The sequence below is a fragment of the Burkholderia sp. BCC1985 genome, assembly GCF_905339915.1.
Taxonomy (GTDB): Bacteria; Pseudomonadota; Gammaproteobacteria; order Burkholderiales; family Burkholderiaceae; genus Burkholderia.
In genome coordinates this window covers 30,481-53,513 of record NZ_CAJPGY010000008.1, presented here as the reverse complement: position 1 = coordinate 53,513, position 23,033 = coordinate 30,481, and the positions used below count along the sequence as shown (strand labels likewise).

Here is a 23,033-nt window from a genome sequence, read left to right as displayed (position 1 = left end):
TTCACTCGTTCACTCGTTGGCTCACATTGCATGTGACATGTTCATATTTTGTCTAATTAAATAGGATAACTGATAAAAGAAACTGAGAAAAGCGATGGGGGTTCGCCGGCTGGATGGCGAATGTTCTCAAAGCGTGGGCATGTTGGTGGCTTTGAAGTGACTGTAACGGCCCGTTAGAGGCCAGGATGATGTTAATGGAGATCTTTTCGTTAAGGAAAACGAAATGTACAGGAAATCGGTGTGTGGCCTCATTTTGTCCGCCGGATTATGCGTCGCTCATGCGCAAAGTAGCGTGACGCTTTACGGGCGGGTTGCTTCCGGACTTGATTTCGTTACGAACGTGGCGACGCCAAGTGGTCAATCGAAGACCAACTATCGTTTCGGAAGCAATCAGTACGGTATCAGCTGGTGGGGATTGACCGGCAAGGAAGATCTCGGCGGCGGGTTGAAAGCGGAATTCAAGCTCGAAAGCATGTTTACCGCCGGAACGGGGCAGTTGCCGGGGCAAAGCCTGTTCAACCGATACGCATATGTGGGCCTCGGCAAGGACGGCTGGGGAAGCGTGTGGGCGGGCCAGGTCATGAGTCTGACCGACGAGACCGGATTTTATCTCGACCCGTTCGGGCAGCAGGCAACGGGTATCGCGAACTTTGCCAAGGGGCGTGCGTGGGGTTCGCGTTCCAATACGTTGACCTATAACTCACCGAAATGGGCAGGCTTCTCTTTCCGTCTTCAGAACGGCTTCGGCAACCAGGTCGGAAATTTCCGCGGGAGCAGGCAGTTCAGCGGAAGCGCGGCCTATTCTCTCGGTGACTTCAATGCATACGGGGTCTACGAGGAGATCCGTGACGCCAACGGGAAATTCTCGGATCCCTACACCGCGTCGCGCGAGTACATGATTGGCGGCACCTATCAATTCGGCGCGCTGAAGGTGTACACGGGGTATCAGGCCCTGGTGTCATCCGGACGCGATACGGTACCCAATTTGGACAATCCGGCCGGTGCCACGCGGAACGAACAGGAATGGCTGGGGGCAACCTATCAAGCGAACGCCGCGTTGGCGCTCCAGGCAGGGTGGTACCACGGCAACGCGAATCACGGCGGCGGCAGCGGAAACCTCGGGGTTGTCGGCGCGACGTATAGCCTGTCGAAGCGCACATTCGTGTATGCGACGTTCGGTGCCATGTTCAATGGCAGGACGGCGAACTTCCCGGTCGAAACGGCGGATTCCTTGCCGTTGCCGGGGCACAACCAGCAGGGCGGGTACTTCGGCATGATGCACTACTTCTGAAATATGACGGAGACCAGGGGGAAAGGCGTGTCGGCGTCGGTCCTTCATCGGCCGGGCGCCCCGTTCTCGCGGGGCGCTTCGGCTATGCCGGAATCGGGACGTCCGCGAGCGCGCCCTTTCTTCGACCTCGACGGGGCACGGCCTCGCGGCGGTCATCCATGGAGCGATACAAATCATGAGCAAGCGAATCCTCTTCGAGAGCAAACTCGCCGGGCACGTCACAACCGGCTGGCCGCAGCTTCCTGTCGCGGCGAACGGTAGCGATACAACGCACCGTTCCGCATATGCGAAGCTTCTCGAGGGCCCCGTTTCCAAGATCGCCGGTAACGTGCCCGAGCGCTCCGATGCCACCTCTGTTGCGATATTGGGTTATAACTGATGCCTTGCGAGCAGGCGATCCAGGCTGCTTGCCTACGGGCATAGGGTGCCCGGAGAAAAATGAAGGTGGCGGGTGAATATCGACGAACGTATCGAACCGGCGCCGTATTCCAGCGCCTGGCCCGCTGCTTTTCCAGCGGGGGCTGCAAGGATTCGACGGGCCCTCTCCGATGCGGCTGGAGCGAACCTGCGTCCCGGCAAGCGAACCGATTTCCATGCGACGGACGGTTCGCGCATGTTGATTGAACGGACGCGGTGCTGTGCAGGCGGGCGGCGATGCGACCGCGATCGATGCAAACGGATCGTTTCGGTTCCCGGCTGAATGCGGGATTGCGCCGTCGTTACCAGCCGTCCTCGCTATGGTCCGGATACAGGCTGCCGCATTGACTATCGCTCCTGCTGCCGTTCAACTCTGCTTGGTAGCAAGCTGACGCCTGCAGTATCTCCATTGCGGTCCGTTGCCGCTTGACCTGACCGCGGGCAAGCTGTGTTCTGCCGACATATACGCTGGCCGTCTATCCGCGGCGCCGAAACGGACGCGTTGTAGGCGGCCAGCCGTGAAGTCGCACGTCAGTGCGGGATATCGACGATGCCGTTCGCCACCTGGATCGCATTCGCGGCCGGCACGCTCGCGATCGGCGGCAGATTCGCTGCGGCGAGCTGCGGCGCCTGTCCAGGAACGCCGCCACGCGGTGTCGTCCGAACGATTTGCGACGGAGGCAACGGCGTTCCTCGCGTCAGGTGATCCCACATCAGGTTGAGCGCCTGCAGATAGTAGTAATGAACCGGGATGAAGCGCGTATCGAAGCCGGCGACGGACAGGAACGCATCGAAGTGCTGACCGTTCGTGATTTCGTAGAACGATAGCTGACTGTGCGCGCCGTCGGCGATGCTGTTCTGCGCGAGATAGGCCCGCGACGCGTGGTTGACCGGAACGAGTGCATCGCTGCGGCCTTGCACGATGATGGTCGGCTTGTTCTGCAATTTCCCCGTAACGCGCACGGCCGAGACGCTGGCCGCCATGGCCGGATTGCCTTGCGTCCACAGTGCGTGCAAACACGCAGCACCCGCGTAGCTTGCGTCGCTGGTGGCGAGCCGGTGGTCCGCCGCGCCAGTGGCGCCGGCGTTATACACGAGATTGATGCCATTCGTTGGTGGAACGCCGTTGCCGGTACCGAAGACGTTGAGCATCGGCGAATTCCCGGCCGGTGCCGCTGCTGCGCCGGAGGCGTTTGTCGTGCCGAAGCTGAAACCGCACAGGTTGTCCGTCGCGCTCGAGCGTGTATACGCGTTCGCATAGGTGGCCGCGACAGCTGGCACGGCCTGTGAATCCCACATCGGCGCCTGCAGGAAGTCCGAATCGGTTTCGTAACCCGCTGCATGCAATTGCGCGAGCGCACTCGAAGCCTGGCTTTGCAGGTCGTTGCCGGAAATCACGCCTGCGGCGGCAAGGGACGAGCAGCGTGCCGCTCGAATCGAATTCGTGGTGGAATGCGGCAACGCGCTCAGATACGGCGCCGTGGTGAGCTCGCTGGCCGCTGCGGCGCATGGCTGCAGCATGTTCGCGAGCGTCATGTAATCCGCCAGCGGCTTGCCCGCGGCACTGATCGCCGAGCCGCCTTCGCGAATCTGTGCGCCTGCTCCCAGGTTCACGTTGACTTGCGGTTCGCCGACGACCACGGCCGTGATCCAGCCTTGCGTATCCTGTTCGGCGGCGGCAAGCGATGCGCCGCCACCGTTGCTGACCGACGCGGCGATCGTCGAGATGCTGCCGGGAAGATAGCGGACGCCGCGACGTGAACCGTCCAGCAGTGGCCCGAACTGCTGGTTGAGCGCCCAGTAGGCGAACTGCACGGCCTCCAGCGTGTCCTTCCCCCAGTCTTGCTCCGGGTTTTGCTGCGAGTGCGCATGCTTGAACGCATAGCGGTTCGGGAAGTCGCGGTTGTAGGCCGCGAGCGTTGCTGCACCCACGTTGGCGGTGAAGATGCTGCGATGCCCGGCCGAGCCGGCGCTCGCGAGCGTCCCGTCGATCAGCGTGACGGTATCGGTCGCGAGTTCGTGCGCGCCGTTTCCGGTGCCTTTGTCGGTATAGGCGACGGCGCACGCACGTTTGAGTCCCCATTCACCGGCCGCCGAGATCGCGCCGTACACGCCGCGCGAGCCCGACGAGGTCGCAGTGACGATACAGGGATGGGCGGGATCGAACCCGGCGGGCACCTGGACGAGCAGGCTGACGTTTTGCGTGCCGCTGCCGTCGTCGGCGAACGCGAGATATTCGGTGCCGGCGATCTTGCCCTCCCCGAGCGTGTCGTTGCCGGCGAGATCGACATTGGGCCCCCAGAAGCGGCCATAGCCACCATTGGTCGACATGTCGACCAGTGCACGATAGTTGGACCAGATGGCCAGCCGGCGCAATTCGGCCGCAACGGGGCTGGTGGCATTCGCGAAAGCGGGCGGCGTTGCCGAGGCGAGTCCCGTTTTGCCGAGACCGCCGGTCAACAAGTCGTCCGTACTGCCGTCGTAGGTCGTGGTTCGGACGTCTCCGGCGACAAACGCAGGCAACTGATTGGCCTGCGGCTTGACGCTATCATCGCCGTTGCATCCGGCAAGCACCGTCGTTGCCAGCACTGCGGCGCAGGCCGCCGTGAGTGCCGATGCGGGATGGCGTTGCGGGGCGTTCGCCGTATCGTGTGTCATGCAGGTCTCCGTTCGTCGCATTGTTTGTGTCGGACTTCGTCGACGAGCGGAGGAGCAATATCCGGACCATGATGCAATGCCATTCGGCACTTGCGGCGGATGAGCTGCTTGCGAGCGGCGACTTGATGAAACAGGGCAAAGCAGTGTCTCTGGCGGGAGACGTCCAGTCCACGAATGGAGACGAATGGCGCATGTAAATGCCGTCGCGCGGCACCCCGACATGTGTCGGTAACGTCGCTTCGGGTGGTGCGGTCGGCGCGCGAAGCAGGCGCGACAAATGGCTGACGTCGATCGATGTCAGATCCCGAGCGCGGCCATTTTCTTGTAGAGCGTCGCGCGTCCGATGCCGATCCGTGCCGCCGCCTTCGATACGCATCCGTCTTCCGATCGCAGCGCGGCGCTGAGAAAGTGCTTCTCGAACGTTCGCATTGCGTCGTCGTAGCTTGCTCCGTCGACATCCATGTCATGCGTCGCGGCCGGTTCGCGGACAAATTCGGGACTGGAGAGCGTGGCGTTCATGTCGCCACCGACGAACGGAGCCAGCACGTTCGCGGTGATGCACAGGCGATCGGAAAACATCACCGCCCGCTCGAGCGTGTTGCGCAATTCGCGCACATTTCCCGGCCACGCGTGCTCGCGTAGCAACTGCAGCGCGTCTTCGCTGAGCGCCGGGCGATCGATATGGTGATGTGTCGCCAGGTCGTCGAGAATCATGTCCGATAGCGCCGCGATGTCATGCGCACGCTTTCTCAACGGCGGCGTTTGAATGGTGAGCACGTTGAGCCGGTAGTAGAGGTCGGCGCGGAAGCGGCGAGCGGCAACGAGTTCGGCAAGGGCGACCGAGGTCGCCGCGATGATTCTCGCATCGCTCACGACGACGCGATTCGAGCCCAGCGGTTCGAACTCCTTTTCCTGTAGCACTCGTAGAAGCTTGCTTTGCAGCGAGAGCGGCATGTCGCCGATTTCGTCCAGGAAAAGCGTGCCGCCGTGAGCCAGTTCGAACTTGCCGACCCTGCCTTTTCGGTCGGCACCGGTATAGGCGCCCGCTGCCGCGCCGAACAGTTCGACTTCGAGCAGCGAATCGGGAATCGCTGCCACGTTGACGGCGACAAATGGCTTGTCTGCGCGCGCAGATGCGCCGTGTATCGCATGCGCAATCAGCTCCTTGCCGGTACCGGTTTCACCGAGCAGAAGCACGGGGGAGTCCACTTGCGCGGCGCGCCGCGCAAGTCGCTTCACTTCCATGGTCGCGGGGCTCGTGCCGACGAAATTCGCCAGCCCGTATCGGGCGCGTCGCGTCTGCGCGAGTGCATGGCGCGCAGCGATGAGCTCCGCTTGGAGGCGCGAGTACTGGCTGAAGAGCGGTGTGAGTGCCTTCAGTTCGCCGAACAGGGCAAAGCCGATGGCGCCGATGATGGCGCCGTTGTCGTCCTTTAGCGGCAGCCTCGTCACGACGAACGGTTCGTGTTCGGTTTCCAGGATGTCCAGCAGGATCGGTTTGCCGGTTTCGACAACCTCTCGCATGAGGCTGTTGGGTATGACCGCTTCGCAATCGAGGCCGATCGCGACTTTGGGATCGACAAAGCCGAAGTGGGCGGCGTACTTTTCGTTGATCCAGACGACTCTTGCCTGTCGGTCGACAATCAGCGTGCCCTCGCTGGAATTATTGAAGGTTTCGAAGAGGGAGCGCATCGCGCGTCCCCATACATAGTTGTAGTCGCTCAGGTTGGTACCGACCTCGGTTGCCATTCGGATTTTCTCCTTGTTGTGTGACAGTGCCGTCCGGTCCTGCTTGCCGCGAACCGTCTCGGGTTGGAGACGAAGGCGAGCAGTTTCTCAACTTGTGGACAGCCGGGCGAGTGGGAATTCCCCTTACAAATGACGGACCCTCGAACGACGCACCAATTTTTCGAATGAAGTGCGGATTCCTTAGCTTCCTTCTCGGGCCCATATGAAGCGGGAGCGATGATCGGCAGGCCGCGTGTTTCGAGGCACGTGCCGCGTCGGCGGATACGGAAAGTAGGCGGCAGGCATGGATGCTGCTTTTATCTGCTCTGCGTCAAGACCGGTCGGGTCGCTTTCCCGTTCAATCCTTGACGCAGTTGGCGATGTGCCTGGTCCGTTTCATCCGAACCGGCAGCGCAGTCAGGACGAGACGGTCCACCTTCTCCGTTGCGCTTGCCCCGTGCGTAGTATCCAAACAAGTAAAGGAGACGTCATGCAATTGCTTTCACGACGCCAATGGCGATGGCTTGTCGGTTTCTTCGCTGCGTTCGCAACGACTTCCGTATTGGCCGCGGTTACGCCAGGACCAGGGACATGGAGCGCACAGCAGACCTGGGCCGCGGATTCGGTGAACGGCGGCAACTTGACTGGCTATTTCTACTGGCCCGCGAGCCAGCCTACGACACCGAATGGCCAGCGAGCGCTGATACTGGTGTTGCATGGTTGCCTTCAGACCGCGTCGGGCGACGTGATCGACAGCAGCAACGCTGCCGGCTTCAACTGGAAGGCGATTGCGGATAAGTACGGCGCAATCATCCTCGCGCCCAACGCGACCGGCAACGTGTACAGCAACCACTGCTGGGATTATGCGAACACTTCCCCGAGTCGCAGTGTCGGGCATGTTGGTGTATTGCTGGATCTGGTGAATCGTTTTGTCTCAAACTCGCAATACGCGATTGATCCGAATCAGGTGTACGTCACGGGCCTGTCGTCCGGCGGTGGCATGACGATGGTACTGGGCTGTATCGCACCGGATGTTTTCGCCGGGATCGGCATCAACGCCGGGCCGCCGCCGGGCACGACGACCTCGCAAATCAGTTATGTCCCGAGCGGCTACACGGCGACGACGGCGGCGAACCAGTGCAAGGCCTGGGCCGGCTCCAACGCGGGCAAATTCGCGACCCAGATCGCCGGCGCGGTCTGGGGGACGTCGGACTACACGGTCGCGCAAGCCTACGGCCTGCTCGACACGGCGGCTTTCCGTATTCTCTACGGCGGCACGTTTTCCCAGGGAACAAAGGTGACGATTCCGGGTGGGGGAACGAACACGCCGTACTCCGACAGCAGCGGAAAGGTACGGACGCACGAGATCTCGGTGACCGGCATGTCGCATGCGTGGCCCGCCGGGTCGGGCGGCAAGAACTCGAACTATGTGGATGCGACCCACATCAACTATCCGGTATTTTTGATGGACTACTGGGTCAAGAATAACTTGCGTTCGGTGTCGGGGCCGACGCAATCCGGCTCCGCGCCGACCGGGCTGGTAGTGGCAGGTACGACCCAGACGTCGGTCTCGCTTTCGTGGAACGCGGTTGCGGGCGCAAGCAGCTACAACGTCTATCGCAATGGCAGTAAGGTCGGCTCGTCCGTGTCGGCAAGCTACACCGATTCGGGGCTGATCGCAGGGACGACCTATTCGTATACGGTCTCGGAAATCGATCCGAACGCAGGGGAGAGCGCCCAGTCTTCGTCGGTGTCGGCGACGACACAATCGAGCTTCGCGTGCACCGAGACGACGGCCACGAATTACGCGCACGTGCAGGCCGGCCGTGCGCATGATTCCGGCGGCACGGCCTATGCGAACGGGTCGAACCAGAGCATGGGACTGGATAACGTCTTCTATTCGAATACTTTGGCGCAGACGTCGGCCGGGTACTACGTCATCGGCAACTGTCCGTAATACGGAGCGCGTGTGTGATTACGCTTGGGCGGGCATTTGCCCGTTCAAGCGAACGTGTTGCCATCATGTGAAATACTGATGTCCGTCGTGAGCATGTGCTTCGACAAGACATTCAAATCAACTTGTCCGCATACCGCAATGCACGGATGCGCGTATTGCCTCTTCACGCATGCATGCCGCGACTCCGTGGCGACCTTGATGCGGGATGGGCGACGGCCAAAGAAGGTGACTTTCGGGTCGTATAGCGGATGAAAGTGATACATGGCAAGGATCGGCTTTCATCTTGGTCTACCCGCCACAAGCAGGGCACATCAATCGCGCGAACTGTTGGTTACGGGTGCCAGCACGATGTCGGTCGGCGTCGTGAACGGTTCTTCGTCGACGCCACGGACGTCATCCGTCGGACCTGCGGTTCCGATGGCCGATGCCCGCGCGCAAGCGCGTGCATGAAGGCAACGTCGCAGCAGAAGTCGCACACGGCCAGTAGGCGTGCTTCGACGCACTGCAGATCTCGTCGGTGGCGTACACGGATCCCCGGAAGTGGCCTGAGCCGGCAAGATGGAAGTCAGACGACGCTCGCAGCTCGGCTGTCATCGCCGTAGCGCGCGAACTTCTCCTTGTCTCATGCGCCGACTTGCGCACATGGCACGTTCGCGATACGGTGTGCGGGGGCTTTTCGCGAACGTTTGACGAACCGTTTGTTTGAGACCATTGGGGCTGTCATTTACTGAAGAAGGGAAGATAGATGAACAAGCAGGACCTGATTGACGCAGTGGCGTCTGCCACGGGATCGAGCAAAACGATCACGGGCGAGGCCATTGATGCCGTCATCGGCGCGATCACGAAGGCCGTGATCAAGGGCGATACCGTACAACTCGTCGGATTTGGTTCCGTTAGCCAGGGCAAGCGTGCCGCGCGCACGGGGCGCAACCCGGCGACAGGCGAGGAGATCCAGATCGCCGCCGCGAAGACCGTGAAATTCACGGCAGGCAAAGCATTCAAGGACGCGCTCAACGGTGGTCAGTGGTAGGCTTCCTCCGGCATGTAGTCAACTGTCTGAAAAGGGCGAGAAGATCGGCGGCGAATGCGTGCTGAACCCTTTGCCCGTAGGTAACCGAGTGGGTGCCGGGATGTACGGGCTTACTCGTTGTGTGGGTTGATGTTGTTACCCAACAGGCTGGCGAGGTCGAAACGACGGCTCGTTTCGCACCGGCATGCCGCAGTTTGATCCGATGACGCTGATCGGATTCGGACAAATCAGAGGACCGGTCGGACATTCGTTCCAATGGATTCGAAAATATTGCGACGGCGCCCATACATGCGGGCAAGCTGGTCATTCGTGATCGCTACATCCGGCTCATGTTTTCCCGATCCCGCAATCGCCCAGCCGCACGGATGGTGACCCACCAAGGAGAATCCAGATCGTGTGGAATGGGCGCATGCAGGATGATTCGGTCTAACCGATTGGTGACAGTGCCGCGTGTATGACCCAATTCAAGCGGACGCCCGATATCAGGTACATCTCTGCCGGGAATACGGTTGTCAGCGATTTTCTCTAGCGCTGTCTGACTCGTGGCCTTGGCGACGCAGCGCTGAAATTGCCTCTCGTCCATTTCATGCGGGTCTTCACCGAGCAAGGTTTCAAAAGTTCGTTATACGGAAAGGCCAGCCTTTTTGCCGTACAGTCTTGTGCAGGTCGCTGTTGAGGCTCAACGCGTCATACCACGGGCCTTGAGCTCGATCCACTTCGCAACCTGAAGCAGCTTGCCGTCGGAATTCCTTCCGGCAATGACTTGAATTCCTATGGGAAGCCCGCTTGCTCCTGTCAGGAAGGGCAGTGATACCGTAGGAAGCCCGCACAGACTCCAGAACATCGACATCACTCCGGATCCGGGGCCCTCTTCGAGAGTAGTCGCTTCACCGCAGGCAGACAGCGTAATGACCGCGTCAAACTCGTCGAGCAATTTTTGCGCCGCTTCCGCGTAACCGTCAATGGTTGCATTTAACCGGATGTACTGCGACGCGCTGATCTTGCTGCCGTCTTCGACACATTGGCGCAACGGCCCGCAAAGTTGCGCAAGATCGCTTGGCGGGAGCGTTCCGAAACGATAAGACATATGAGCGTCCAGGAGACTCATCGTCACCTCGGGTGCGCTGCTCATCGAGTCGTCCATTTCGATGACGCTGACATTGATCTTCAGATCATCGGCAAATCGGTGCAGTGCCTGACGCGCGTCTTCGGAGCATCTTGACCATCCTGGTCCGTGTACCACGGCAATTCGAGGGGGCAGTGAGGCATCCAGCGGCTTTCGCAATGACGGTTGATAGGCGCTTGCAAACAGCGAAAGATCGTCGACCGAACGCGCAAGCAATCCGAGATGCGAGAGACGAGGAATCAGAATGTTCGAACCCGACATGTCCGTGAATCCGAAACTCGGCTTGAAAGCGAAGGCACCGCAAAACGAGGCGGGAAGCGTTGTCGACGCGGTGTGCTGCGTGCCAAGGCCAAGCGGCACCATGAAATCGACTACGGACGCGGCTGCGCCGGAAGACGACACCCCCGGGGAGCGGCTGATGTCCCTCGGGTTTCTTGTTTCAGGCGGGTGGTACATCCCGAACTCGGAAGTCGTCGTTTTCCCGACGATGACTGCACCGGCATTGCGCAGAACCGTTACGGCAGCTGCGTCTGTCGACGGGACTCTGCCACGATAGAGCCTGCTGCCGTATTCCGAGGGCATGTCATGCGTGTCGAATACGTCTTTTACGCCGACCGGCAGGCCATGCAGGGCTCCAAGGACCTCGCCGTTGCGCCGCCGGCGGTCGGCAAGATCTGCGCGTTCTCGCGCCCCCTCGAAGTCGAGGTGGCTCCAGGCGCGAATTTCCGGTTCGCGTTCGTCAATACGCTCGATGCTGGCCTCGAGCAACTCCCGGGCCGAGATATCGCCTGTGGTAATCAGCACCATTGCTTCGGTTGCCGACAGGCTTGTGAGTTTGGGGTTTTCCATCTCTTGTTCGTATCAAGTAAGGAGTGGGACGCTCAGGCCTGGTGCTCGTTCCGTCGTGGTTTCGTTCGCGCAAGGACTAATGCCGAAAGTTGCTTTGGCAGACGCCGCCGGGACCAGATGCCTTCGCGGAAAAAGAGCACACATAGAACGAATACGGTTCCCTGGATTAGAGTCACCCAGCTGCCTAGCGGGGCAAGGTACTGCTGCATACCGACGAGTACCGCTGCGCCGATAAGCGGTCCGATCAATGTTCCAGTTCCCCCGATGAGTGTCATCAGTACAGCTTCGCCGGAGAGCTTCCAGTGAACGCCGGCCAGCGTGGCAAGCTGGAAGACAACTGCATCGAGCGACCCGGCGAGTCCCGCACAGGCGGCGGCAATCCCGAACGCGATTACCTTGAACCTGTCGACGCGATACCCCAGCGATACGGCACGTTTCTCGTTGTCGCGTATGGCGCAGATGGCCATTCCGAAGTCGGTCCGTAACAGACGATGAAGGCCCCAGAACACGGCAAACAGCGCCATCGCGGTGATGTAGTACAAGGTGAGATCGCTTCTGAGATCAATCAGGCCGAATAGATTTCCTCGAGGAACGGAGTGGATGCCGTCCTCCCCGTGAGTGAAATCCGTCTGCAGATAGTAGAAGTACACGATCTGTGCGATGCCAAGCGTAATCATTGCCTGATAGATTCCGCGCCGCCTTATGGCGATGGCGCCCATGACCAGCCCCAGAGCCGTCGCGAGGACGACGCCGAGTGCGATGGAGATCTCCGCGGACAGGTTCCACCGGGAAGCAGCCTGCGCAGTAACGTACGCCGCGGTACCGAACAGAGCGGCCTGTCCGAACGAGACAATTCCGGCAAAGCCGAGCAGGAAGTTAAAGGACGCTGCGAAGATGGCAAACAGCGCGATCTTGATCAGGATGATTGGATAGACGACGTGTGGAAGAACGGCGATAGCGGCGAGACAGGCGACAGGCGTGAATCGGGAAACACGTCTGAGCGTGCTGTCAGGCGATTCGGTTGATGAACGTCCCGAATTTTTGCTGGCAGAGAATTCGTGGGATTTGACGACCGAAATGCCAAACATGCCCTGAGGCCGTAGCAGGAGCACCACGCACATGAATCCGAAAATAATCAGTTCGGATGCCTGCGGATACACCACCTGAGTCAAACTTTCCAGAACAGCGAGTGCGAAACTGGAGATGACGGTTCCAGCGATCGATCCCAACCCGCCGATCACGATGATTGCGAAGGCGACAAGAAGGATATTGTCGCCCATGAGGGGACTAACCTGATATATGGGCGCAGCAAGCGCGCCCGCCATCCCGGCGAGTACCGCGCTGATAGCGAATGTCACGCTGAAAACGCGCCCAACCCTGACGCCCAGCGCTTCCGCAATTGCGCCGCTTTCCGACGACGCGCGCAAGACGGATCCGATGCGGGTCTTGTCTATGAGCCACCAGAGGGCCGCGCAGGCACACACTCCGATTGCTACTACCCAGAGACGATACGCCGGGAAGACGATGTAGTGAAGATCGACTATGCCGGAGAGCCAGTCGGGAGTAGAGAGCGGTAATCCTGACGATCCGAATCGCGCCTGGAACGCTCCCTGAATTGCCGTGGCCAGTCCGAAAGTCAGCATGAATCCATACAGCGGATCGAGGCCGTACGTGCGTCTGACAAGCATCCGTTCAATCAGCCAGCCAAGCACCCCGACCAGAGCGGCGGAGACCAGTAGTGCAGGAAGGTATCCAATGCCGAGATAGTAGTTGGCAGCCCACGCCGCGAATGCTCCCATCATGAAGAAGACGCCATGGGCCATGTTTAACGTGTTCAGCAGGCCAAAGACCAGCGAAAGGCCCAGACTCATGAGGGCATAGAATGATCCGTTGACGAGCCCGATCGTCAGGGAACCGAGAAATATGTCGAGCATGGTCTGCCCTCACAGTGCCAGGAGATGGGTGAAACGGGCCAGGTCCTTCCGGACCGTCTCGGTCGGTTCATCGGCTACGACGTAGCCGTCCTCGAGGAAGAGCATGCGGTCCGCGAGGCTCATAACGAATGAGAGATTCTGCTCGACGAGCACAATCGTGTAACCGCGCTCCTTCAAGCGCTTCATGGCGGCCTTGATGATGCCGACGAAGACTGGAGACAGTCCTTCGCTGGGTTCATCGAGGATCAGGATGCGCGCACCGGTCCTCAAGATGCGACCGATCGCGAGCATCTGCTGCTCGCCGCCACTGAGCTGGCCTCCGTAGTGTCTACCGCGCCTCTGCAAGTTGGGGAACAATTCCTTTATCTCGTCAATGGAGAGTCCGCCCTGACATACGGTCGGTGGCAGAAGAAGATTTTCGTCCACGGTCAGCGACGCGAAAATGCCCCGTTCCTCAGGGCAATATCCAATTCCGAGCCTTGCCAGATAAGAGGGACTCCTGCCAGTAACCGGAGCGCCAAAAATATTTACGTCACCGCTCTGATTGGGCATCATCCCCATGATGGCGCGGAGTGTCGTGGTCTTGCCGGCTCCGTTGCGCCCACTGATTCCGAGCACTTCACCCGACATGACGCGCAGGTTAACGCCGAACAGTGCCTGCGAATCTCCGTACCAGGCCTTCAGGTCCGAGACTTCGATGGCCGGGTGGCCCCTCTGGGTGGTTCCGTCGATGCGCTTCATTCGGCTGTCCCGATATACGCTTTGATCACGCGTGCGTCGCTGGATACCTCGACATAGCTTCCATGACAAAGTACGGAACCTTCTGCCATTACAGTCACCTGGTCCGCCAGTGCTTCAACGACCTTCAGATTGTGTTCGATGAGTACGACACTGCACGTCTTCGCCGTTTCCGAAATCAATTCGACAACGGGGGGAATGTCTTCCCGAGCAAGACCCGCCATTGGCTCGTCAAGTAGCAGAAGTTTTGGGCGCGGCGCCAAGGCGGTCACGATCTCAAGGAGGCGACGTCGTCCATACGACAGTTCCGATGCGGGCCGATGGCGATTGCTCCACAGCCCGGTCTGTTCCAGAAGACGATTGGTGTCGATGTTCGAATAGGCCGCGGCTCCCGATCGCTGGAGCATCCTCAAGATCCCGCACCCACGCATGGTGGCCATCTTGATGTTTTCTGCGACGGACAGATTCGGGAAGACGGAGCAGATCTGGAATGAGCGGCCGACGCCCAGCCTGGCAAGCCTGTCCGCGGCAAAGCCATTTACGACGTTGCCCTCGAAAGAGAGAACGCCCGCCGACGGTTTGACATGACCGCTCAGCACGTTGAAAAGGGTGGTTTTCCCCGCACCGTTTGGTCCGATGACCGCATGAACACCGCGCCGGCCAACTCGCAGCGAGACATCGGTGAGCGCCTTGAAACTGCCGTACCTGACAGCGAGATTGCTTGCATCCAGCAACGGAGTCACGTGGCCGCGGGCGGGCTTTGAGGGCGAGTTGTTCGAAAGGGGGCGCAACATCGTCAATCGCCCTGCTTATTTCGAGGGAAGCTGGCAGCCAGATTGGGCGGCCGGCCGAAAAGCAGCGGCCGCAGGAACGGTCCCGATGCGCTCGTAGTAATCCCAAGGCGTCTTGACATCGCCGGGCTTGCGGACCTGATACACGCCGAGATCGTAAGTAACACGGCCGTTCGCCTCGAGGTGCGCAACCTGCCCGAATTTGTCGACAGGAATCTTCCGCATCTCCGCCGTTACGGTGTCTGCGTTGTCGGTGTCGGCAACCTTCGCTGCCTTGAGGTAATGCATCACGGAAACATAGACACCGGCCTGCTCACGGGTCGGCATACGCCCCTGTTTGGCAAAGAAACGTTTGGCGAAGGCGCGTGTGCCATTGCTCTCATTCCAGTAAAAGCCCGACGTGATGGTCAACCCTTGTGCCGCTTGCAGCCCGATGCTATTCACGTCAGTGATGAATGCGTGAAGCGCGGCAATTCGTTGTGTGTCCGGCTTGATGCCGTACTGCGCCGCTTGCTTGATCGCGTTGATCGTGTCAGTGCCGGCGCTCGCCAGCGCGATCACCTGCGCCCGGGATGCGCGAGCACGCAGAAGCAGCGTCGAGTAGTCCGTCGTACCCAGCGGGCTCTTCGCGCTGCCGACCACTTTCCCGCCTTCCGATGTCACGACAGTGGACGCGTCTTTTTCAAGCGCGTGGCCGAACGAATAGTCGTCGGTCAGGAAGAACCAGTTCTTGTAACCCTGCTTCATCAGAACCTTCGCTGTCCCTTGTGACAGCGAATAGGTGTCGTCGGTCCAGTGTGAAACATAGGAAGAACATTGCGAGCCCGTGATGTCCACCGCCGCAGCCCCCGATACCATCAGCAGGCGCTTTTTTTCTCTGGCGATCGAAGCTAGCGCATACACCACACCCGTGTTAGGGAGGTCGACTATCACGTCGACTCCCTTCCGATCGAACCATTCGCGAGCGATAGTGGACGCGATCTCGGCTTTTTCCTGGTGGTCTGCGCTCAGCACTTCTACCGGCACACCGTTAACCTTGCCGCCGAAGTCCTCGACGGCCATTTTTGCAGCGAGGATCGAACCAGGTCCACCGACGTCGGCGACCACGCCACTTTGATCACCAAGTACACCGATAACGATCTTGTTATCCGAAAACCTGGCGAATGCAGGGATCGAGAGCGTCGACGCGACAGCGCAGCACAGCAGCTTTTTGAGCATGAGAGGGCCCTTCGATTAGAGAGCGCTGGGAGTTGCAGTTCCGGGGATTGGATGCGATGCGAGCCGTAGTGCGCAGCCCGGTTCGTTTTCGAGCAGCGGGCGCCCGTCGACGCCTTCGGTCGGCAGGCCAAGAAAGGCAAGGGCGGTTGGTGCGATATCGACCAGGTGAGTGTCGACCGACAATGCATCCGCGCCTAAATCCGGGTGGTTCAGAACAAGAAAGGGGGACGTTTCTTCTGCCCCCCAGCCACCGTGCTGGCCATCTCCCATTTTTGGAGACTTGCCCGGCTCGGCGGCAATCCAGCGCTGACCGCTAACGCCATACGCATTCGTATCGCTGATAAAACCCATATTGATTGCGGCGACCAGATGTTCGTCCGCTGGCATCCCGAGGCTGGTCAGCGATTCGCCATGACGAATCGAATCGACCCAAGGAAGATCGGCCAGAGTCCTGATGACCTCACGCGCCTTCGCTCGTGCGTCGTCTGTTGCGTATATCAGCGCGGATGTTCCCTGGCTCGCTACAGCGATACTGCCCGTCGAGAGTTCGGGACCAAAGCCGCGCGCGGCCAGGAACTCATCCACATTGACCGAGCCACCGATGGTTTCCTGGCCATGATCGGATCCGATGAGAAGCAGGATGTCTTCTCCCTGTCCGCGCAGGGTCCGGATGCACTCGACCACCGTCCGGACCTGCTGATCCGCGCAACGCAGCGCCTCCCGATGTTGCGGGCCACCGAGCGACGCGCCGTGCAGCGTCAGGTCGGGGTTCGCGATCCAGAGAACGGAGACAGTTGGCTTTTGCTCCGCCAGGATCTCCTTGCAGAATCGGGCGACCATTTCAAAATCCCCCGCGATGTCATGGCTCACGCGAAGATGTTGCGGATCGGCAAGCCGCTTACCTCCCGGGCCGAACGAGCCCGCCCGGTGATAGATAAAGCCATGGTGCTCCGGGTCCAGGAAGTAGGCAGCACCAGGTGATACGTTGGAAAAGCCGACGAATCCATCAAGATGCGCCACCCGCTCCGCAAGCGTCGGAACTTTCAACGTACCGCCTGTCGCGCGACGCATGTGATCCCGAAAGTCCGGCGCACCTACGTCGCGTACCACCACTCGTCCTTCCTCCAGCAAGCCCATGCGATTTCCGTGGAGTCCATGGCGACGCGGCATGCATCCCGTTGCGATCGTCGCGGCGGACACTCGCGTGACTGACGGAAAAACGGCCTGATGGTTGTCACACCAGACATGATCACGCGCCAGTTCAGCGAGGCTCGGCGTCAGCTCATCGGAAATCCAGTGACGGCTGAGGCCGTCGCAACACATAAACACAACCTTCCGCTTCAGCGTCATTGCTTGTTCCGGTGATGTCGTTAAGCGGGACCTATGCGGCTCGTCCCATTTGCGACCTGAACAGTACATTTGTGACGTGACTCTTTTGTGACGCCATGGGGACATTTGCGACGACCGAGTCTTTCGCATACACTGGCGCCATTGCAGCCCCTGACAGGGCGCGAACGACCTCCATCGAGTAAGAATGCGAGATATGGCGATAAGAAGTGAGATAGAGCGTGATGAGGGGGCGGCGGACGCACAGTTGATGGCCCGCGTTTGCTGGAACTACTTCAAGGAAGGATTGACGCAGGAAACAATCGCTCAGCAACTGGGGTTCACTCGCAAGCGGGTCAATCGGATCCTGAACGACGCGCGCACGAATGGCTTCGTGCAGATCGCGATCAATAGCCCATATGGGGCTTGCATGGAACTCGAGGCGGGACTGCGGCAAAAGTACGAGTTGCGCCACGCGATAGTTGTGCCGGTCGCGTCAGAGGAGACGGACGTACGCACATTGGTGGGCGCGGCAGCAGGAAAGTACATCAGTGACAATCTGCGTCCGGGCGCGACGCTGGGTATTTCGTGGGGCGGGACCATCAACTCGGCTGCGCAGAATATCGTGCGACGGCAGGCTGCCGAGAACAAGGTAGTTCTGATGTGCGGCGGGCTATCGAAAAGCACCCAAATCAATCCCTTCGATAATGCGTCGCTGTTCTCTCGTGCGTTGGATGCAACCTGTTATTACATGACGGCTCCGCTAATTGCTGCGAGCGAAAGCCTGCGCGAGGCGCTCGTCGAAAGTGAGCCAATTCGGTCCGTTCTGAACATGGTTCAAGAGATCGACTTGGCGCTGCTCAGCGCAATCGACCTATCCGAGCAGTCGAAAGCGCTCGAGTACGATGTCATATCGCAGGAAGCTTGCACCTCACTGCGCGCCGCTGGAGCAGTCGGAGATGTGTGCGGACACTACCTCGATGCGTCCGGGGCCACAGTCGCTCATCCGCTGGTGCGCTGTATCGTGCACCCGCAACTCGACCAGTTGCGGGCAATTCCAGAGTTGGTACTCGCAGCCGGCGGCGTGCACAAGGTCCCGATTATTCAGGGGGCAATACGTGCGGGCCTTTGTCACGTCCTTATCACCGACGAAAAAGCAGCTGCGGCTCTGCTTCAGTCGTAGATATTCGAAAGCGTCCCAGGCGATCGCGCGGCCGCATTACGCGACCGTGCAGACCGGCACCGGGATAGCCTCGCATCGACCTGTGGCGGACTTCTGTGACCAATCCGCCAGTGAGTCTCGCGTCGATTGAAGCGCTGCCACATAAATACGGGCGCTTTTCCAGCACTGTTTGCACGCATGCAGCCAGCGAATTGAAGCCGGATCGCATGTCAGTCACATCAGCGGCGATCCAGATTCGCATGTCTGGAGTGGTCACTTCAGCCAGTCCCGCAGAATCCCTTCTGCGAATTCATGCGACACACCGCGAATGCGAATCCGCCAATTGCCGGCCTCAATCTCGATCTCGCAACTCGGTCGCGTCCAAGGCGAACGGTTCGAATGCTTGACTGGAGGCGTTTTACAGCCGCCTGAAGATGCCGATCTTGCCAGACCATCCAGGGATTGGGACTTTCCCCAGTGCGACACCGGTGTCGTCCTGTCGTATCGGCCGCAATCGCCGGATCGCGGAGCATTGATTGAACGATCAAGATTGATTGATCAGTTTTGCATAACTACATTGGCGACCACGCGTAACGAGAAGGGACAGGAAATGGCGAATCGGGTGTCTTTGCGCCACGCTGGCGCGTCGCAGAGTCACGATTCTTCGCCAAGCGGGGTCCTCATCTACGGGTTACGCGACGTGGGTGATTGAATCACTGCCGAGAATCAGTGGCGCTGTTGTTTGAACCATGACCCGTCAGCGCTCTATTTGTAGGGCTGGAACGGTGCCTGGATGAATCAGGCAGGGAAATACTTGAAAGGTGACTCGGAGCCGATGTTCCGGGAAAGAAAAATTTTCTGCGAGCGATCGCCGAGGAGGCAACAGGATGCAGTTTCAGCTCTCGCATGAAGGTCAGCCGCTTTACGGCAGATGGACGTATGTGGCTGTCGTTATCGGCGCCGGGCTTGGCATGCTTGTCGGCTATGCACCGCTCTTTAATGGGACGGTTGGAGTCTTCGTGCGTCCGCTATCCGCTGAGTTTGGGTGGGGGCGCTCGGAAGGCGCTCTGTCCTATTCCGCGTCAATGTTCGGGCTGGCCTTGGTAAGTCCCATGGTGGGCACCATGATGGACCGCTTTGGTATCCGCCGCGTGATCGCGTGCTCCGCCGTGGTGTTCGGCGCAGCGATGGCGGCTATGGCGTTGCAGAAAGGCAGCAAAACTTTGTGGGTCCTGCTGTCGGCGCTGGTTGGCGTCGCGGGGGCGGCCACTTCATCGTTGGGCTACCTTGCGGCGCTACCGCAATGGTTTGATCGGCGCCTGGGGCTGGCGCTCGGGCTGGCAATGTGCGGGGTGGGTTTGGGCACGGTGGTGATGCCGATGATTGCACAATTCCTGATCACGACATACGGGTGGCGCGCCGCGTACGCTACGCTAGGGTTTGGAACCATCGTGCTTTCGTTGCTGGCTTGTGCGCTGCTGCGAGAGCGGCTTGCACCGGCGAAAGCCGGCACGGCGTCACCACGCACCGGCGTGGCGTTGGCTGCTGCGCTGCGCAGCTACCGCCTCTGGGCGATCTGGTTGGCCTTCGTTCTGGCTTCCTCTGCCACGCTCTCACTTTGGTCGCACCTACCTTCGATGTTCGCGGATCGTGGTTTTACGGCACAGGAGGCTGCACGCAGCGCCTCAATGGTCGGCCTGGGCCTTTTGATCGGCCGCATCGTCACTGGCATCCTGATCGACCACATCCATGCGCCGTTCGTCGCAGCGGGCTTCTTTATCGGAGGAGCCGCAGGAATCTTGCTGTTGCGCGGTACAGGCAACTATGGCGCGATGCTGTCGGCGGCGGCACTGATTGGACTGGCCATCGGCGCCGAGGGGGACTTGATGACCTATCTGATCCGCTCTTATTTTGGCCTGCGCGCGTTCGGCACGCTGTTCGGCATCGCTCTGTCGGGATACGGCTTTGGCGCCGTCATCGGACCGATCGGGCTGGGTGCCTGGTTCGACCGCCACGGTGACTATGCCGTTCCGCTGTCGGTTTTGCCGATCGTCCTGGGTGTGGCTGCGGTGCTGGTGTTGTCGCTGGGGCGCTATCAGTATCCGTCAACGCGACAGGTGGCGAATGAGGCAGCACGACTGGACCTGGGTGGAGAAGCCACGGCAATCGATGCGGAACGCTGACCATTGACTACGCCAAGATGGCACATCTGGGACAGGCACGCGGACAGATGGAACCGGGTTCACCCTGGCAAGGATAATTCGTTGAGATACCGGCCGGTGTACCGAAAGGCACTACGGCAACGCGGTCGTCGTGCGGCCGTGGTCGTGGCTGAGGCTCGTGACGCGCCGCTCCGACTGCGGGATATTCCAGAACCGCACCGTGCCCGACATCGTGCTGGAGGTGCTGGCGCCGCATGACTTTCCAGTCGAGAACACGCTGACCGTCGGACAAACGAAATTCGTGACGATTTCTGCCAATCGCAATGCGACCGACCATTGGGTACGCATCGCGAGGCGGTCGCGAAGCGCAAGACGGAAACGATCAGACAGGTTTGTCGGGCGACGCCACGGGACATGAGTTCGCGTTTCGTCCCGAGGCCCAATCTGACACGGCACGAGCCGGTCGGTCGAGCGACCGATATCCGGACGGCCGGAGTGTCCGGATTCCGTTCGCTGTCAGTTCGAACCAACCCTTTCCCCCTCTTCGTCCATCGCCTTGCGCGAGACCACGGTGCCTTGCCGCACGTGGGTTTGCCGGACGTCTGCTGCTGGATAGCATGCGTGTTGCAACAAGCGAGGCGACGTCGTGCCTCGGCGGCATGTTCACGCCACGGTCGCCCCGCACCGTCACGACATCAATCTTTGGAGACGAAAACATGGAAGGGCTTTCGCAAGTCCAGGTGTTGGGCATCGATGCCGGCGGCACGATGATCGATACATTTTTCGTGCGTGCCGACGGGCGGTTCGTCGTCGGCAAGGCGCAGAGCAATCCGGAGGACGAGTCGCTCGCGATCCTCAATTCGTCGCAGGACGCGCTGGCGCACTGGCAGCGCGACATCGATCAGGTGTACCCGGAACTCGTGACCTGCGTGTATTCCGGTACCGCCATGCTCAATCGTGTCGTGCAACGCAAGGGGCTGGACGTCGGCCCGCTCGTGAACAAGGGTTTCGAGCACGTGCACTCGATGGGGCGCGCGATCCAGAGCTATCTCGGGTATGCGCTCGAGGAGCGGATCCATCTGAACACGCACCGCTATGACGAGCCGCTCGTGCCGCTCGCCCGCACGCGCGGCGTGACCGAGCGCACGGACGTGCAGGGCGATATCGTGATTCCGCTGCGCGAAGGCGAAGTTCGGCAGGCGACGCGCGAACTTGCCGCTGCAGGCGCAATGGCGATCGTGATCTGTTTCCTGCAGTCGCACAAGAACGCGACCAGCGAACGTCAGGCGCGTGACATCGTGCAGGACGAACTGAAGGCGATCGGCGTGGACGTGCCCGTGTTCGCGTCGGTCGACTAATATCCGCAGCGCAAGGAAAGCCACCGGATGAACACGACCGTGCTCGAAGCCTATGCGGCCGAGCCGTCGCGGCAGACGCTCAGGAAGGTGAGCGATCGGTTCCACAAACACGGCGCGAAGTTCGACTGGCGGGTGATGGCAACGCACGGCGGCACGATCAGCTGGAAGGCGAAGGAGCTCGCGCGCACGATCGTGTCCGGGCCGATCGGCGGCGTGATCGGCTCGAAGCTGCTCGGTGAGGCGCTCGGCTACGACAATATCGCGTGCTCCGACATCGGCGGCACATCATTCGACATGGCGCTGATCACGAAAGGCAAGTTCGCGATAGCGTCGGACCCGGACATGGCGCGACTCGTGTTGTCGCTGCCGCTCGTCACGATGGATTCGGTGGGGGCGGGCGCGGGCAGTTTCGTGCGGCTCGATCCATATAGTGGCTCGATCAAGCTCGGTCCGGACAGCGCCGGCTACCGGGTCGGCACGTGCTGGCCGGAAAGCGTCCTGACGACCGTATCGGTGTCCGATTGCCACGTCGTGCTCGGGTACCTGAATCCGACCAACTTCCTCGGCGGCCAAATCAAGCTCGACGTCGACCGGGCGCGCCAGCACATCAAGGCGCAAATTGCCGATCCGCTCAAGCTCACGGTCGAAGATGCGGCGGCCGGCGTGATCGAACTGCTCGATCTTCAGTTGCGCGAGTACCTGCGCTCGAACGTGAGCGCGAAAGGCTACAACCCGACCGAGTTCGTTTGCTTCTCGTACGGCGGGGCCGGGCCGGTTCACACGTATGGCTACACGGAAGGGCTCGGCTTCAAGGACGTCGTGGTGCCGGCCTGGGCCGCGGGATTTTCCGCGTTCGGCTGTGCCTGCGCGGACTTCGAGTATCGCTACGACAAGAGCGTCGATCTCGCGTTGCCCCTGCTTGCGCCCGATGCCGATAAGGTTCAGGCCGCGCAGATCATCCAGAAGGCCTGGGCCGAACTCACCGCGAAGGTCATCGACGAGTTCCGCATCAACGGCTTCAGCGAGCGCGACGTGATCCTGCGACCGGGTTTCCGGATGCAGTACATGGGCCAGCTCAACGATCTCGAGATCGAGTCGCCGGTCGCAGCAGTGTCACTTATACGAGGGTATTCCTCGAGGATTCGCAAGGCAACTCAACCTACATGGCGGTCGGCAAATGCTTGGTCACGTGTCGGACGGGTGCTCCACCGAGCGCCCCATCGTTGTCTCGCTGATCTCCGTTGGCCGAGTGCGTTCACCGATCAAAGGCGACTCCAGAGGCTGACGA

14 protein-coding genes and 2 pseudogenes are annotated in these 23,033 nt (G+C 60.3%); 8 read left to right on the top strand and 8 right to left on the bottom strand.

Features of this window, described 5'->3' with window-relative positions:
- Positions 1 to 223: 223 nt before the first annotated feature.
- Both U4Z31_RS10140 and U4Z31_RS10135 read left to right on the top strand, forming a co-directional pair.
- A complete protein-coding gene (locus U4Z31_RS10140; protein ID WP_321810187.1) occupies positions 224 to 1,291 on the top strand; it encodes a porin in 1,068 nt (355 codons plus the stop codon).
- A gap of 175 nt (positions 1,292 to 1,466) precedes the next feature.
- Positions 1,467 to 1,670 carry a hypothetical protein gene (locus tag U4Z31_RS10135; protein WP_321810186.1) on the top strand — a complete coding sequence of 68 codons (204 nt, stop codon included), beginning with the start codon at positions 1,467 to 1,469 and terminating at the stop codon, positions 1,668 to 1,670.
- Between the two features lie 569 nt (positions 1,671 to 2,239).
- Here U4Z31_RS10135 and U4Z31_RS10130 read toward each other — a convergent pair.
- Together U4Z31_RS10130 and U4Z31_RS10125 are read right to left on the bottom strand one after the other, a co-directional pair.
- A complete protein-coding gene (locus tag U4Z31_RS10130; protein ID WP_321810185.1) occupies positions 2,240 to 4,366 on the bottom strand; it encodes a D-(-)-3-hydroxybutyrate oligomer hydrolase in 2,127 nt (708 codons plus the stop codon).
- 297 nt (positions 4,367 to 4,663) lie between these two features.
- Positions 4,664 to 6,115 (bottom strand): sigma-54 interaction domain-containing protein, encoded by a 1,452-nt coding sequence (locus U4Z31_RS10125; protein ID WP_321810184.1) that lies wholly within the window; start codon positions 6,113 to 6,115, stop codon positions 4,664 to 4,666.
- A 469-nt stretch (positions 6,116 to 6,584) separates the two neighbouring features.
- Here U4Z31_RS10125 and U4Z31_RS10120 point away from each other — a divergent pair, with 469 nt between their 5' ends.
- A complete protein-coding gene (locus U4Z31_RS10120) occupies positions 6,585 to 8,051 on the top strand; it encodes a PHB depolymerase family esterase (RefSeq protein WP_321810183.1) in 1,467 nt (488 codons plus the stop codon).
- A gap of 745 nt (positions 8,052 to 8,796) precedes the next feature.
- Complete coding sequence (locus tag U4Z31_RS10115; RefSeq protein WP_321810182.1) at positions 8,797 to 9,081, top strand: HU family DNA-binding protein; 285 nt, start codon at positions 8,797 to 8,799, stop codon at positions 9,079 to 9,081.
- Between the two features lie 679 nt (positions 9,082 to 9,760).
- Here U4Z31_RS10115 and U4Z31_RS10110 read toward each other — a convergent pair.
- The 6 genes from U4Z31_RS10110 to U4Z31_RS10085 are packed head-to-tail and all read right to left on the bottom strand — an operon-like array spanning position 9,761 to position 17,087.
- Positions 9,761 to 11,056 (bottom strand): amidase, encoded by a 1,296-nt coding sequence (locus U4Z31_RS10110; RefSeq protein ID WP_321810181.1) that lies wholly within the window; start codon positions 11,054 to 11,056, stop codon positions 9,761 to 9,763.
- A gap of 32 nt (positions 11,057 to 11,088) precedes the next feature.
- Positions 11,089 to 12,990, bottom strand: coding sequence for an ABC transporter permease (locus tag U4Z31_RS10105; protein WP_321810180.1), 1,902 nt, complete (start codon positions 12,988 to 12,990; stop codon positions 11,089 to 11,091).
- 9 nt (positions 12,991 to 12,999) lie between these two features.
- Positions 13,000 to 13,731, bottom strand: a complete 732-nt coding sequence (locus U4Z31_RS10100; RefSeq protein WP_321810179.1) for an ABC transporter ATP-binding protein — start codon at positions 13,729 to 13,731, stop codon at positions 13,000 to 13,002.
- Positions 13,728 to 14,522 (bottom strand): ABC transporter ATP-binding protein, encoded by a 795-nt coding sequence (locus tag U4Z31_RS10095; protein WP_321810178.1) that lies wholly within the window; start codon positions 14,520 to 14,522, stop codon positions 13,728 to 13,730. Before U4Z31_RS10095 ends, U4Z31_RS10100 begins: the two co-directional genes overlap by 4 nt.
- A 15-nt stretch (positions 14,523 to 14,537) precedes the next feature.
- Complete coding sequence (locus U4Z31_RS10090) at positions 14,538 to 15,737, bottom strand: ABC transporter substrate-binding protein (RefSeq protein ID WP_321810177.1); 1,200 nt, start codon at positions 15,735 to 15,737, stop codon at positions 14,538 to 14,540.
- A 15-nt stretch (positions 15,738 to 15,752) separates the two neighbouring features.
- Positions 15,753 to 17,087, bottom strand: a complete 1,335-nt coding sequence (locus U4Z31_RS10085; RefSeq protein WP_321810176.1) for an alkaline phosphatase family protein — start codon at positions 17,085 to 17,087, stop codon at positions 15,753 to 15,755.
- Between the two features lie 184 nt (positions 17,088 to 17,271).
- On the opposite strand from U4Z31_RS10085, the gene U4Z31_RS10080 reads away from it, so the two are divergent.
- The 4 genes and pseudogenes from U4Z31_RS10080 to U4Z31_RS10065 all read left to right on the top strand — a co-directional run.
- On the top strand, positions 17,272 to 18,246 hold the full coding sequence (locus tag U4Z31_RS10080; protein ID WP_321810175.1) for a sugar-binding transcriptional regulator: 975 nt from the start codon (positions 17,272 to 17,274) through the stop codon (positions 18,244 to 18,246).
- Between the two features lie 866 nt (positions 18,247 to 19,112).
- A complete protein-coding gene (locus U4Z31_RS10075) occupies positions 19,113 to 20,408 on the top strand; it encodes an MFS transporter (RefSeq protein ID WP_321810174.1) in 1,296 nt (431 codons plus the stop codon).
- 91 nt (positions 20,409 to 20,499) lie between these two features.
- Positions 20,500 to 20,670, top strand: a pseudogene (locus U4Z31_RS10070) (contractile injection system protein, VgrG/Pvc8 family); the annotation flags it as partial.
- Between the two features lie 433 nt (positions 20,671 to 21,103).
- Positions 21,104 to 22,861, top strand: a pseudogene (locus U4Z31_RS10065) (hydantoinase/oxoprolinase family protein); the annotation flags it as partial.
- Positions 22,862 to 23,033: the final 172 nt, after the last annotated feature.

Excerpts from the sequence above, each read along its gene's own strand:
- U4Z31_RS10110 (WP_321810181.1), bottom strand. The coding sequence starts at position 11,056 with ATGGAAAACCCCAAACTCACAAGCCTGTCGGCAACCGAAGCAATGGTG.
- U4Z31_RS10100 (WP_321810179.1), bottom strand. The coding sequence starts at position 13,731 with ATGAAGCGCATCGACGGAACCACCCAGAGGGGCCACCCGGCCATCGAA.
- U4Z31_RS10080 (WP_321810175.1), top strand. The coding sequence starts at position 17,272 with ATGCGAGATATGGCGATAAGAAGTGAGATAGAGCGTGATGAGGGGGCG.
- U4Z31_RS10130 (WP_321810185.1), bottom strand. The coding sequence starts at position 4,366 with ATGACACACGATACGGCGAACGCCCCGCAACGCCATCCCGCATCGGCA.
- U4Z31_RS10115 (WP_321810182.1), top strand. The coding sequence starts at position 8,797 with ATGAACAAGCAGGACCTGATTGACGCAGTGGCGTCTGCCACGGGATCG.
- U4Z31_RS10140 (WP_321810187.1), top strand. The coding sequence starts at position 224 with ATGTACAGGAAATCGGTGTGTGGCCTCATTTTGTCCGCCGGATTATGC.
- U4Z31_RS10085 (WP_321810176.1), bottom strand. The coding sequence starts at position 17,087 with ATGACGCTGAAGCGGAAGGTTGTGTTTATGTGTTGCGACGGCCTCAGC.
- U4Z31_RS10090 (WP_321810177.1), bottom strand. The coding sequence starts at position 15,737 with ATGCTCAAAAAGCTGCTGTGCTGCGCTGTCGCGTCGACGCTCTCGATC.
- U4Z31_RS10075 (WP_321810174.1), top strand. The coding sequence starts at position 19,113 with ATGCAGTTTCAGCTCTCGCATGAAGGTCAGCCGCTTTACGGCAGATGG.
- U4Z31_RS10095 (WP_321810178.1), bottom strand. The coding sequence starts at position 14,522 with ATGTTGCGCCCCCTTTCGAACAACTCGCCCTCAAAGCCCGCCCGCGGC.
- U4Z31_RS10125 (WP_321810184.1), bottom strand. The coding sequence starts at position 6,115 with ATGGCAACCGAGGTCGGTACCAACCTGAGCGACTACAACTATGTATGG.
- U4Z31_RS10120 (WP_321810183.1), top strand. The coding sequence starts at position 6,585 with ATGCAATTGCTTTCACGACGCCAATGGCGATGGCTTGTCGGTTTCTTC.
- U4Z31_RS10105 (WP_321810180.1), bottom strand. The coding sequence starts at position 12,990 with ATGCTCGACATATTTCTCGGTTCCCTGACGATCGGGCTCGTCAACGGA.
- U4Z31_RS10135 (WP_321810186.1), top strand. The coding sequence starts at position 1,467 with ATGAGCAAGCGAATCCTCTTCGAGAGCAAACTCGCCGGGCACGTCACA.